Genomic DNA, 12,027 nt, shown 5'->3' with positions numbered 1-12,027 from the left:
GAGGCGCACGCAGCCGTGCACGCTACTAACTTTTGCCCTTTTTAAAATTAGCAGCGTTTCGATCTTGCAACTTTTTCATTTCTGCTTGAACTCCCACGGCTACCTGCAAAGCTTCGTTGAGCAATCTTCCTTGTTCGCTGGCTCGATCGCTAATTTGCAGGGCATTCAAAGTTCTCAAATTATTGGCAAACAATTCGGAGTTAGTAGCGACAAATTTTTTGTTTTCCCTGAGAATTCTTTCGGTTTTCAAAGCTCTAACTAAATCGTCTCTGATTAGCTGCAAGGCTTGAATGACTTTTGCCCGATCGCCGATTTTGACTTCCGCATTGCCAGCATCTTCTATCCGATCGTTAATGGCGATCGCTTCGATTATACCATTATAGCGATCCACATCATCAAAAAGATTGATTAAATCTTTGTTTTGCCGGCTGCACCGAATTTTCCACGCATCCTCAAGGATTAAACCGAGTATCGCAACCAAGTGGAGGGCCAACCACAACAAATAAGCTCTAGGAAATATCGCAACCATTAGCCAACAACTGATTAGAAGCAAAACAATTAAACCGACAGTTTTCAAAGCTTCGCGGGCAAACTTAGTCGCTGTCGGCGGCCGGTATACGCGATCGGGCCCCGCGCCTGTGAGGTGCTTGAGCTCACCGACAGTAATTTCTAATCCCTGAATGTCAGCTCGCATAAATCTTCACAAATATTTCTTAATTATAAAGTTTTGTAGTAGAACAAGGGGCTCGTCTACAATAAACCTAACACTTTTTTCACCCAAAACTGCACTATGTCCGCACGTCCTATATACCTCGACAACCACGCCACAACCCCCGTAGACAAACGGGTACTTGATGCGATGCTGCCGTATTTCACGGAACAGTTCGGCAACGCAGCCAGTATCAACCACGTCTACGGCTGGGAAGCAGAAGCAGCGGTAAAACAGTCACGACAAATCATAGCAGAAGCGATCAATGCTTCCCCCGAAGAAATTGTTTTTACCAGTGGCGCAAGCGAAGCAAATAACTTAGCGATCAAAGGTATCGCCGAAGCTTATTTCAGTAAAGGAAAGCACATTATCACAGTAAAAACCGAACACAATGCAATTCTCGACCCCTGTACCTATTTGCAAAAATTGGGGTTTGACATTACTGTTTTACCCGTGAAAAGCGACGGGCTGATTGATATAGGCGATTTGATCAAAGCGATTCGGGCCGAGACAATTTTAGTTTCAGTGATGACGGCTAACAACGAAATTGGCGTCATTCAGCCGATCGCAGAAATTGCAGCAATTTGTCGCGGAAATGACATTCTTTTCCACACAGATGCGGCACAGGCGATCGGCAAAATTCCCCTCGACGTAGAGGAGATGAATATCGATCTAATGTCCTTGACAGCCCACAAAATCTACGGGCCAAAAGGCATCGGTGCTCTCTACGTGCGCCGCAACAAACCGAGAGTGCAGCTAGCGCCGCAAATGCACGGAGGAGGCCACGAAAGGGGAATGCGATCGGGAACTCTCTACCCACCGCAAATAGTTGGGTTTGCCAAAGCAGTAGAATTGGCAATTGCGGAAATGGAGTCGGAAACAGAACGAGTGGTTAATTTGCGGCAGCGTTTGTGGGAAAACTTGAGTGAATTGGGCGATGTTTTTCTCAACGGTCATGCTACTAAGAGATTGCCGGGGAATCTCAATATTAGTGTAGCCGGGGTTGACGGTCAAGCGTTGATGTTGGGTTTGCAACCGGCGGCGGCAGTTTCTTCGGGCTCTGCTTGCACTTCCGCGAAAATATCTCCATCTCATGTTTTAGCAGCGATCGGGCGATCGGACAAATTAGCTTATGCTTCAATTCGGTTCGGTATTGGCCGATTCAATACCGAAGCAGAAATAGATGCAGTCGCCGAACACGCGATCGCAACTATTCAATCTCTCCGACAAGCTCAAAAAGTGATGAGTTAGAAAGTATTGGTGTCAACTTAAGCCTAAAACCCACTGTCTCTCTCATTTTTATCAAAGTCTCGATGCCCCTAAATCCCCCTTAATGAACATACTCTTTTCCCCCCCTTATTAAGGGGGGCTAGGGGGGATCTGGAAGATGAAAAAAAGTCATTTAGTTACTTAGAACCAAACACCTCGCGCACCCGATAAATCGGTTTTCCCTGCGACTCGTGATAAGTCCGCATCATCACTTCCGCCAACAAACCAAAACAAAATAACTGCACGCCAGTCAACAGCAAAACCACAGCCAAAATCAGCAAAGGACGGTTCCCAATACTTTGACCAAAAGCAAATTTCAGGAAAGTCAAATAAATCCCTAAAACCGTTCCCAACGTCATAGAACTCAGTCCCAAAAGTCCAAAAACGTGCATCGGTCGAGTCAGGAACTTTTTCATAAAAGAAATAGTTAACAAATCCATCAAGACCCGAAAAGTCCGCCAAATTCCGTACTTACTTTGACCGAAACGGCGGGCGTGATGTCGCACCGGAAGTTCTGCAATTCTCGCCCCTTCAATAAACGCTAAAGCAGGCAAAAAGCGGTGCAATTCCCCGTATAGATTCAAGTCTGCTGCCAACTCGGATTTATAAGCTTTCAAAGAACAGCCGTAGTCGTGCAAAGTTACGCCTGTAACGCGACCAATTAACCAGTTCGCAATTTTAGAAGGAATCAACCGACTAATAGTATTATCCTGCCTATTTTTCCGCCAGCCACTCACTAAATCGTAGCCTTCATCTAACTTTGCCAACAATAGCGGAATATCAGCCGGATCATTTTGCAAATCGCCGTCTAGGGTAACAATAGCACGACCGCGAGCGCGATCGAAACCTGCAGACATGGCCGCAGTTTGCCCGTAATTGCGGCGCAAAATTACAGCACAAAGGTCATCGCGAGTGCTGGCTAACTGCTGGAGAAGTTCAGCAGAACCGTCCTTAGAACCGTCATCTACACAAATAATTTGATAGCTGAGTCCAGATGGTTGGATAGAAGAGGCGATCGCCTCAATCAAATGAGGCAAACTTTCCACCTCATTATACACCGGCACCACCACTGAAACGTCGAGAACAACCTCAGCGCCAGCCTGCTGTGCAGCCAATTTTTCCAAAAATAATGCAGCGTCCATTTATTTATTCGATAACATCAGTAATCATTAGTCATTGGTCATTAGTCATTAGTTAACAACTAACTAGGTTGATAACTTGCCACAACTTTACCATATCCCCGCAATTGCTGGTAATAAGCTTGACTAACTCGATCGCCATCCTCAGACAAAACATCGATACCGATACCGTTGCGACCTTGTGCTTGTCCCGAACTGTGAATGTAGCGATTATCTCCGAGATACAATCCTACATGAGTTGCTTTTTCGGGTGTACCAAAAAATACTAAATCCCCCGGTTCTAACTGACATTTTGCACCATTGTCAATAGGTTTTTCATGGGCGGGCAAGATGCCCACCCCACAAGAAACTTGATGTGTTGTGGAACGGGCATCTTGCCCGTTGCTAAGAATGGTGCAAGATGTATCTAAAGCACTGATACTAATAGGTTTAGTAAAAGCTTCCTGCTGATAAGCATCCCTCGGCAGCCAGATGCCCGCAGCCACAAAAGCAGCTTGCATCAAGCCCGAACAATCATAATTCGGCCCGACTGTACCGCCCCAAAGATAATAATTGGATTGGTTCATAGCCTCGCGAGCGAAAGTAATTACAATTGGTAATTTTTCCTTGATTTCGGCCTCAGAAACCACCAGAGGATGATACACTGTTTCTGCCACATCGAGCAACTCAACATCTCGAATATCCAGCCATCCCGGATAATCATCTTCGCACAGCCGCACCATCACAGCCGTTGTATCCCCCTCAACAACCGAGTCTATGCCATTTCTTCCCCCCGACCTAAGCTGGGGGGGGTCAACTACTCGCAAATGCCGCCCCAGCGCTGCTTGAGTTGCCAATCGATCGCACTTTGGGGAATCGTAAATATTTATGTGCGATCGGGCTCGGTACTCCACAACATCAGATAATTGATAATTGGCCATTGCTAATTGCTCATTGTGTGCTGTTAATTGTTCGCATTTATTGTTCGCATTTAACGAGAGATTGCCATTAGCTGCTAGCCGTTAACCGTTAACCGTCAGCCATTAACCATGACATTTTTTCACAAAGACGAACAATTAGAAAACCTCGGCAGTAGCATTATAGACTCCACATTGTCAGAATTTACAGGATTAAATGGCGATCGTACAGCCATTACCTGGATAGTCTACGATCCGCCGGTGCGAGTCAATACAGGCGGAGCCCTGAGTGCAGAAGAATTTTGGAAATATCAACCGCGAGGTTTTAGCGCTAGGGCTTCCGAACGAATTTATCCAGCCAGCATCGTCAAATTATTCTACCTCGTTGCCATCTGGGAATGGGCGCAAAAAGGCATGATTCAAACATCGCCAGAATTAGAACGCGCCGTCCGAGATATGATAGTTGATTCCAGCAACGACGCCACCAGTTTAGTAGTAGACGCGCTCACCGGCACCACCAGCGGCCCAGAATTATCACCAGGCCCCTTTGAAACTTGGAAACAGCAGCGAAACATCGTCAACCGTTACTTTCAATCATTGGATTGGCCAGAATTACAAAATATTAACGCCAATCAAAAAACCTGGTGTGACGGCCCCTACGGTCGCGAGCGAGCATTTGTGGGAGAATTAATGGAAAATAGAAATATGCTGACCACCAATGCAGCGGCGCGTTTGCTGCACAGTATAATCGGCGGCGTAGCTGTTTCTGCCCAAGCATCGCAAGAAATGATGGGTTTAATGAAACGCAGTTTAGACCCAGCAGAATTAGAGGCAGATCCTGAAAATCAAGTTACAGGTTTTTTAGGTGGCGGATTGCCAGAATCAGCAAAATTGTGGTCAAAAGCGGGACTGACAAGTCAAGTGCGTCACGATGCGGCATACATTGAAATAGCGGGTTTGCGGCCGTATTTGTTGGTTGTATTTACCGAGGGGAAAGAGAATAGCAAGAATGAAGAGATTTTGCCATTTATATCGCGGCAATTTGTCGAAGCGATGAAAGCACTTAATTAGACTTAGGTTGGCAAATTGAAAACTATACACGCAGATTCCCGATTTCTGAAAAAAGTTGGGACTCTAACAGCGTCAACTGTCAACCCTAACTTTTTAATTGAACTTGCTCCATCATTCGTTGATCTTGTTGGCTGTGAAAACGATGAGTTGAGGAAAGTAATTCTTCTTTGGTAACTGGCGTTCTTCTTAGGGTATCTAAAGGAACTAGAAACTCACATTTTTGAATTTTGATTTCCAGTGCATCAATTACAAATCTTACCTCCAAAAAACTGGCATCTTCGTAGTCATTATCTTCATAACGTTTAATTTGTTCTTCTTTCAGTCCAGCTAAATCTGCCAATTCTTTTTGGCTTAGCTTGGCTGCCATGCGAGCTTTAATCAAGATTTGGGGTAAATAATCAATATCATCAAGTGTTAATACTATTGGGGTGTCGCTATCATGAGAGGTAAGCCTGTCATATTCAGCAATTTCTGCTTGTAAAGCCATCAGGTGAGATTGTTTGACATCCCCAGAAAGTTGCCACCCTTCGGGGTCTTTTTTCTTCAGTTCCTCATCTTGCTCTAACGCCCTAAGAGAATATTCAAATTTTCGGGCGCATTCTTGACTATATTCATACTCTTTTTCATTTTTAATCATGGGTTCCACCTTAATAAATCTATAGCAATAATGCCTTTAGGATTTAACTGTCTGTCACGCTGAAAGAATTCTATAGAATTTAAGCCGTAATCTCCTACAGGTTGATCTGAACGAAAAATTTCACCTTTATATTTGGATTTCTGTGCGCTACGATCCAAATGATTTAGTAATCTAGGGGCATTTTTTCGGAGATAATCGTAATCGACATCCTCGCTATCCCAACAAGCATCAAAATCTCCTGGGTCTGGCTTAATGGTAACAAAGCTGCCGTTGATATAAATTGTCCGGCAACCACCTGCTTTGAGTTGCTCCATTGCCATTCGCAGTCCGCGCATTAAACGCAACCTCAGCTCGTTGCTTCCAAATCGTTCTACAAATTCTTCCCATTCGCAAAAATGAACTCCTGGGGGTAAGTTGCCGTTTTCATCGAATTCTGGAATCACTTACTCACACCTTAACACAGATGAATATCCGGCTCTTGAGCGTACCATATTGCGATCGTTGTTGGGAAAAGTGCGATCGCAGCGATAGCTTCATTGACGATCGCGGCATACTGAGGTGGCGCGACCAATCGCCAATAGTGAGCAAAAAAAAAGCGGAAAAGGCAACTTTTAAGGGTATGACGAATCCACAAACCTTTATCGATAAACGATTAAATAGAACGGAGAGGGAGGGATTTGAACCCTCGAAGGATGTTAACACCCTTAACAGATTAGCAATCTGCCGCTTTCGACCACTCAGCCACCTCTCCAAGATGACAGTAACTAACTATAGCACACACATCTTATTCTTGCCAACCCCTAATTAAAAAATTCCTCAATCCCTTACTCTGTATACTTTTCGCCACCTCAACCGCCAGCCTCTTCCCCAAAGCCCCTAGCCTTCAAGTGCTTTTGCCAACTAAAATTGGAACTCAAAAAGAACCTCTTAGTATACAAATACCCCAAGCGGTACAGGTGAGCCTTGCGATCGCCATCGAGATTAAAGTCCGTCGTCGTCACCCCAGCATCAGTCACATCAATATTAATCACCCTGCCTTTATCCATTTCCCGCTGGTGATAGCGGTCTCTTGCTTTCATCATCGTTCTGAACATCGCCGCCAGCATCGACAGGGGAGTATCAATCTTAGCTTTAGTCTCAATTCCGGTATCGACTAATCGAAACCCAAAGGTAAACCAGCGGGGCGTCGCAGGAGTCGAACCCACGGATTGTTTGTCATAAATCCACAGGGGGAAATTGCTCAAAATTCCGCCATCTACAATTAAGTCATCGCCGAGTTTTCCCGGTTCAAAAAATAGCGGAATACTCATCGACAACCGAACGGCTTCAGCCACGCTAAAATCTTCAGCGCTTTTGAGTCGCAACTGCTCGTACAAAGGATCGGAATCCGTCGATTCGCGTCGGTGTAAGTCGTCGGGCAGCACCAACATTTCACCGCGACTGAGGTTGGATACTACTACTTTTAATTCCCGGTCTTTTACCAGTTGTTTGACATCGGCAAAAGTGTGCAATTTACCTCGACCGAGCATTGTTTCCAGCCACTGCCGGAACGGTTGCGCCGAATATTCTCCCATCTGACGGCTAACTGTTAGGAAAAGCAGCGTCCAAGCCGGAGATTGCAAGTCGTCGGCGGGGTCGCCGTTTAAAATTAGAGGACTGTTTTTTTGAGTTAAAAATATGCTGTAATCGAGCTGTCCTAAAATTTCCTCTAAATCATCAATTGACAAGTCGGTTGCCAATACTGCTGCAGTAATTGCACCTGCCGAAGTGCCGGCCAATTTTCGCCACTGGATGCCCAAATCGCTGCAGCACCTGAGTGCTCCTAAAAACGCAACTCCGCGCACGCCGCCGCCTTCAAAAACCCCGTCGGCATAGATTTGACCGTTTTCGTCGGGAGGCGGAAATTTGCTGAGAATTGTTTGTTTTTCGGTGGCGGTGATTCTGACACCGGGTTCTTGCAAAATTTGCTGCGGATACCACTTGCTCATGGGAAATACCTCGGCTAGATTTGAGATTTGAGATTTGAGATTTCTATCTATTGTTCTTGATCTTTGTCGGCATCCATTGCCTCTTTGACGTATTGTTGAACTTGCGATCGCACTTGTTCGTAGGCCACCGACGCGCACCAAGGTCGGAGAGATAAAATAGTTGTATCGGGAGTAATCTCGGCTACCAAACAAGTCGGGGGCGGATTCTCCAACACCAGCGGGTGAGAGTGGGCAATTTCTAATAACTCAGCTACAGTTGGACGAATTGGCCGATCGCCAATATCAATCTTCAAGTCTACTCGCCTCGTTCCCATTGCCGTTGTATTTTTCAGTGTACCGTTAAACAACTGATTGTTCGGGACAATAATTTTTATGCGATCGTCTGTCACCACGGTTGTTGAAAAAATCCCGATGCTGTCCACCACTCCCTTAACATCGCCAGCTTCAATCCCATCTCCGACTTCAAAAGGGCGCAAACTAATCAACATTACCCCAGCAGCAAAGTGCGACAAAGTATTTTGCCACGCCAAACCTATCGCCAAACCCGCGGCACCCACCACCGCAACCACGCTGGTAGTTTGAATTCCCAACTGACTCAAAGCGGCGACTACTCCCACTACCAAAATCGTAATTTCAGCAGCTTGAACTAAGAATTTCCGCAGCGTGGGTTCGGTGCGACTCAGTGCTCGGCGAGTCACGCGGCCCGCAAAGCCGATCGCAAATCGCGTAATTAACAAAATGCCGATCGCCCACAGCAGTTGAGGTACAATTTTAAACCCCAATTCTACGAATTTTTTAGAGAATTCTTGGGCTACTTCCAAGGCTTGTGTTCTTTCTGCATTTAGCTGAGAATAGAAGGTTTGGGCTATTGGGAAAAACGTCTGAATAACTGTCATGTTAATTAGGAATTGGGAATGGAAAATTGAAAATTGCAGTCTCAGTCTTATCGCTTATTCCGAGAGTCCGACAGGGGTTGAAAACCCCTGTCTCATAGCTAAAGTCCTCTAAAAGAGGACTAAAATCAATAATTTTATCCTTCAAACTCTTGAGTCGGTTTAAACTGATCTCTTGCACCATTGTCAGCAACAGGCTTTCCGGCCTGTTCCACAAAATATAAATTTTCTTGTGGAACAGGCCGGAAAGCCTGTTCATAAAAGGCTAATTGAGAATGGTACAACATATGAGTTTAAACCGACTTTTGCTATGAGGCAGGGGTTTAAACCCCTGCCGGACTACTGTTAACAGTTTACTGCTACGCGGGGCAATCGGTGTTTAAAACCGCAGAGAATCTCCCACGAAATAGTTCCTAAAGTCGAGGCCCAATCGTCAGCACTAATTTGATATTCCCCATCTTTGCCCAACAGAGTCACCACTTCGCCAACTTCTAAATCGGGAATATCAGTTACATCCAGCATTAATTGATCCATCGTCACGGCTCCCACTTGCCGCACGAATTGACCCCTGACTAAAACCTGCATTTTATTAGAAAGATTGCGCGGAATACCATCTGCATAGCCGATACCAATTACGGCAATCTGTGTCTGCCGCTCAGCTATAAATTGATAGCCGTAACTGACGCCGGTTCCTGCTTCAATTGTTTTCACCTGCGTTACCCTAGCTTTTACCTGCATTGCGGGCTTCAAATTGGATCTCGACTGCAAGTGAGGTGCGGGATATAGACCGTAGGTAGCTAAACCGACTCGCACTAAATCGTAGTGCAAATCCGGGTCAGCGAGGGCGGCAGCAGAGTTTGCCAAGTGGAGGCGAGGAGGGTTAATTCCTGCTATTTTAATTTGCTCGATCGCCTGTTGAAACCGCTGGTGTTGCTCTATCATAACTGTGGGGTCGGGACTGTCTGCTGTCGCCAAGTGAGAGTAAATACTGGCTAATTTTAAATTGGGCAACCGATTGACTAATTGCACAAATTCTGTTGCTTCCTGCCAGGGCGTACCCAAGCGAGACATTCCCGTATCTAACTTAGCGTGAACTGGCAAAGATTGGTTAATGCCTGCGAGAACTTCCGAAAAAATTAAGGCTTGTTTGGCAGTACAAATAGTGGGCTGCAAGTGCCAATGGGCGATCGCCTTTACCTGTGGGGCTGTATGGGTTGCCCCCAACAACAAAATCGGCGCTTCTATCCCAGCTTCTCGCAATTCTATTCCTTCGGGAATTGTTGCCACTCCCAGCCAACTAGCACCTGCTTGCAATGCTGTTTGACTGACTGCAACAGCACCATGCCCGTAAGCATCCGCTTTCACAACTGCCATCAGTTGTGTGTGAGGAGATAAGAGCTTTTTAAGCTGTTTTACATTGTGAGTTAAAGCTGCTAAATCGATTTCTACCCAAGCCCGCTGGCATAGTCCCCCGTAACCGTCCCCCAGCAACGTCTGGCGGGATTGTTTTGTCGGTGATTCTGCGGCTGTTTGTTCCCAACTCAACATTGTCGATCGCTCCTACTTGCTTACACCATTAAAAACTGCTGTAAAAAATGCTAGGATATTTTACCCTAAGTTTGATTGTAAGATTTTTATTTAATCAATGTTATACAACTTTAAAAAAAGAATGCAACGGTCAGCAAGCTGCAAACCCATATTGCATCAGTCATTCGCCATCTAAAATCTAAAATCTAAAATCTAAAATCTAAAATGGTATTAACTGGTGTATCATAGCACCAAAAATACCCGGTAAAAACTATGGACGGACTGGCCTACCTACATTTAGCTGAAACTTGGGAAACGGCTGCGAGTCAAACTCGATCGACAAACTCAAAAATGCACCGGAATTTAGCCTCTGCTCCTTTACTTTTCTTTACGATCGCTCTCACAATTTTAAATTTAGTCAATCCCGCACTCGCCATCAAAAAAGGTGATTCAGGCCCGGAAGTAGCCCAACTTCAGAAAACTCTACAAAACGCAGGCTATTTTCGCGGTAAGGCTACAGGATTTTACGGTTCTCTCACCCTGGCTGCTGTGAAAAAGTTTCAAGCAGAGAACAACCTGAAAGTTGACGGCATTGTCGGCCCTAAAACCTTGTCAGCGCTGAAAGGTAAGCCGGAAGAGGCGAGTAGTGAAGCTGCGGAAAAAATAGCGCCAAATGTCGATCGATCTTCGCCATCTCCTACCGCCACAGAAAACACCAACGAACTCGAAGATCCAACTAAAACTCAGCCCCAAGAACCTCTATTTCAAGAACCATCTTTGCCACCTTTTAAAACAGAAAATTCCGAGGATAAAAAAAGTGAATCACCAACCACAAGGCTAGTAAATCCTCCCGACAACACTCAAGGAAAAATGACCTTGAAAAAAACAATTTACGGCAACATCTCGCCCAAATCAATAGTTTATTCGGGAGATGGCTTGTTTTTTGCTCAAAACATGATGTACCGCCACACAATCACAGTTTACGACAGGAACTTTAAATTAGTCAAGACTATTCCCGATACAGTAAACTTGTCGAAGTTCGGCTTTTCTAAATTCAAAGGCAATTATAAAGGCTCTCCCGTAGAAGCGGCTTTTTCAACCGATGGCAAATATGCCTACGTCTCCAACTACAAAATGTACGGTTCGGGGTTTAGCAATCCGGGAACCGACAGGTGCTCTCCAGCGGCCAAACACGACCAAAGTTTTCTGTACCGGATCAATACCAAAACTTTGAAAATAGAAAAGGTAATTCCTGTAGGTGCAGTGCCGAAATTCAATGCTGTTTCGCCTGACAATCGCTTCGCGCTCGCGAGCAATTGGTGCAGTTGGGATTTGAGCGTAGTTGATATCAATAAAAATATCGAAATCGAGCGAGTAAAACTGGGTGCATATCCTCGCGGTATTGTTGTCACTCCCGACTCAAAAAATGCCTATGTTGCCATCATGGGTTCTTCCAATATTGCGAAAGTGAATCTCATAGACTTTTCGGTAGAATGGCTGAGAAATATTGGCAATGCGCCGCGTCATTTGACGATAGATCCCAACGGAAAGTATCTTTATGCCACTTTGAACGGTGAAGGAAATGTAGCAAAAATTGACCTAAAAACTGGTAAAGTGGTGGACAAAGTTTCGACAGGGAAAGCACCTCGCAGCATGACAATTTCCGATCAGGGAAAACTGCTTTATGTGGTCAACTATTTCTCGAATACTGTTAGCAAAGTTAGGACGAGCGATATGAAAGTGCTGCAAACAGTGAAGGTTAATTCAAGTCCGATCGGGATTACTTACGATCCAGAAACTAATCAGGTTTGGGTAGCTTGCTATTCGGGCAGTATTATGGTGTTTCAAGATTAATTTAGCTGCTTCGTAGTGAGGACTTCAGTCCTGACTACAAACAA

12 protein-coding genes and 1 tRNA gene are annotated in these 12,027 nt (G+C 45.2%); 3 read left to right on the top strand and 10 right to left on the bottom strand.

Features of this window, described 5'->3' with window-relative positions; genetic code table 11:
* Positions 1-25: 25 nt before the first annotated feature.
* Positions 26-694, bottom strand: a complete 669-nt coding sequence (locus tag QT992_RS06895) for a hypothetical protein (protein WP_333314726.1) — start codon at positions 692-694, stop codon at positions 26-28.
* 96 nt (positions 695-790) lie between these two features.
* On the opposite strand from QT992_RS06895, the gene QT992_RS06890 reads away from it, so the two are divergent.
* Positions 791-1,960, top strand: coding sequence for an IscS subfamily cysteine desulfurase (locus tag QT992_RS06890; RefSeq protein WP_333336433.1), 1,170 nt, complete (start codon positions 791-793; stop codon positions 1,958-1,960).
* Between the two features lie 155 nt (positions 1,961-2,115).
* Here the strand turns inward: QT992_RS06890 and QT992_RS06885 are convergent, their stop codons facing one another.
* Positions 2,116-3,120 carry a glycosyltransferase family 2 protein gene (locus QT992_RS06885; protein WP_333336431.1) on the bottom strand — a complete coding sequence of 335 codons (1,005 nt, stop codon included), beginning with the start codon at positions 3,118-3,120 and terminating at the stop codon, positions 2,116-2,118.
* Positions 3,121-3,179: 59 nt separating this feature from the next.
* Complete coding sequence (locus QT992_RS06880) at positions 3,180-4,037, bottom strand: C40 family peptidase (protein ID WP_333314720.1); 858 nt, start codon at positions 4,035-4,037, stop codon at positions 3,180-3,182.
* Positions 4,038-4,145: 108 nt separating this feature from the next.
* Here QT992_RS06880 and QT992_RS06875 point away from each other — a divergent pair, with 108 nt between their 5' ends.
* On the top strand, positions 4,146-5,084 hold the full coding sequence (locus QT992_RS06875) for a serine hydrolase (protein WP_333314719.1): 939 nt from the start codon (positions 4,146-4,148) through the stop codon (positions 5,082-5,084).
* 85 nt (positions 5,085-5,169) lie between these two features.
* Here the strand turns inward: QT992_RS06875 and QT992_RS06870 are convergent, their stop codons facing one another.
* The 7 genes from QT992_RS06870 to alr form a co-directional block, all read right to left on the bottom strand.
* A complete protein-coding gene (locus tag QT992_RS06870; RefSeq protein ID WP_333314717.1) occupies positions 5,170-5,721 on the bottom strand; it encodes a helix-turn-helix transcriptional regulator in 552 nt (183 codons plus the stop codon).
* Complete coding sequence (locus tag QT992_RS06865; RefSeq protein ID WP_333105416.1) at positions 5,718-6,164, bottom strand: DUF6932 family protein; 447 nt, start codon at positions 6,162-6,164, stop codon at positions 5,718-5,720. Before QT992_RS06865 ends, QT992_RS06870 begins: the two co-directional genes overlap by 4 nt.
* A gap of 219 nt (positions 6,165-6,383) precedes the next feature.
* A tRNA-Ser gene (locus QT992_RS06860) sits at positions 6,384-6,472 on the bottom strand.
* Between the two features lie 97 nt (positions 6,473-6,569).
* On the bottom strand, positions 6,570-7,709 hold the full coding sequence (locus QT992_RS06855; RefSeq protein WP_333336429.1) for a patatin-like phospholipase family protein: 1,140 nt from the start codon (positions 7,707-7,709) through the stop codon (positions 6,570-6,572).
* 47 nt (positions 7,710-7,756) lie between these two features.
* Entirely contained in the window at positions 7,757-8,605 is an 849-nt protein-coding gene (locus QT992_RS06850) for a mechanosensitive ion channel family protein (RefSeq protein ID WP_333336427.1), read from the bottom strand.
* A 134-nt stretch (positions 8,606-8,739) separates the two neighbouring features.
* A complete protein-coding gene (locus tag QT992_RS06845; RefSeq protein WP_333336425.1) occupies positions 8,740-8,889 on the bottom strand; it encodes a hypothetical protein in 150 nt (49 codons plus the stop codon).
* Between the two features lie 58 nt (positions 8,890-8,947).
* Positions 8,948-10,150 (bottom strand): alanine racemase, encoded by a 1,203-nt coding sequence (alr, locus tag QT992_RS06840; protein WP_333336423.1) that lies wholly within the window; start codon positions 10,148-10,150, stop codon positions 8,948-8,950.
* Positions 10,151-10,402: 252 nt separating this feature from the next.
* Between alr and QT992_RS06835 the strand changes: the two genes are divergently transcribed.
* Positions 10,403-11,983, top strand: coding sequence for a peptidoglycan-binding protein (locus tag QT992_RS06835; protein WP_333336422.1), 1,581 nt, complete (start codon positions 10,403-10,405; stop codon positions 11,981-11,983).
* Positions 11,984-12,027 lie beyond the last annotated feature (44 nt).

It is taken from the genome of Microcoleus sp. T3_D1, assembly GCF_036700405.1.
Classification (GTDB): Bacteria; Cyanobacteriota; Cyanobacteriia; order Cyanobacteriales; family Microcoleaceae; genus Microcoleus.
This window is presented reverse-complemented; position numbering and strand designations above follow the sequence as displayed.

Coding starts and splice junctions, on each gene's coding strand:
- QT992_RS06890 (WP_333336433.1), top strand. CDS start 791: ATGTCCGCACGTCCTATATACCTCGACAACCACGCCACAACCCCCGTA.
- QT992_RS06870 (WP_333314717.1), bottom strand. CDS start 5,721: ATGATTAAAAATGAAAAAGAGTATGAATATAGTCAAGAATGCGCCCGA.
- QT992_RS06855 (WP_333336429.1), bottom strand. CDS start 7,709: ATGAGCAAGTGGTATCCGCAGCAAATTTTGCAAGAACCCGGTGTCAGA.
- QT992_RS06880 (WP_333314720.1), bottom strand. CDS start 4,037: ATGGCCAATTATCAATTATCTGATGTTGTGGAGTACCGAGCCCGATCG.
- QT992_RS06875 (WP_333314719.1), top strand. CDS start 4,146: ATGACATTTTTTCACAAAGACGAACAATTAGAAAACCTCGGCAGTAGC.
- QT992_RS06850 (WP_333336427.1), bottom strand. CDS start 8,605: ATGACAGTTATTCAGACGTTTTTCCCAATAGCCCAAACCTTCTATTCT.
- QT992_RS06835 (WP_333336422.1), top strand. CDS start 10,403: ATGGACGGACTGGCCTACCTACATTTAGCTGAAACTTGGGAAACGGCT.
- QT992_RS06885 (WP_333336431.1), bottom strand. CDS start 3,120: ATGGACGCTGCATTATTTTTGGAAAAATTGGCTGCACAGCAGGCTGGC.
- QT992_RS06845 (WP_333336425.1), bottom strand. CDS start 8,889: ATGTTGTACCATTCTCAATTAGCCTTTTATGAACAGGCTTTCCGGCCT.
- QT992_RS06895 (WP_333314726.1), bottom strand. CDS start 694: ATGCGAGCTGACATTCAGGGATTAGAAATTACTGTCGGTGAGCTCAAG.
- alr (WP_333336423.1), bottom strand. CDS start 10,150: ATGTTGAGTTGGGAACAAACAGCCGCAGAATCACCGACAAAACAATCC.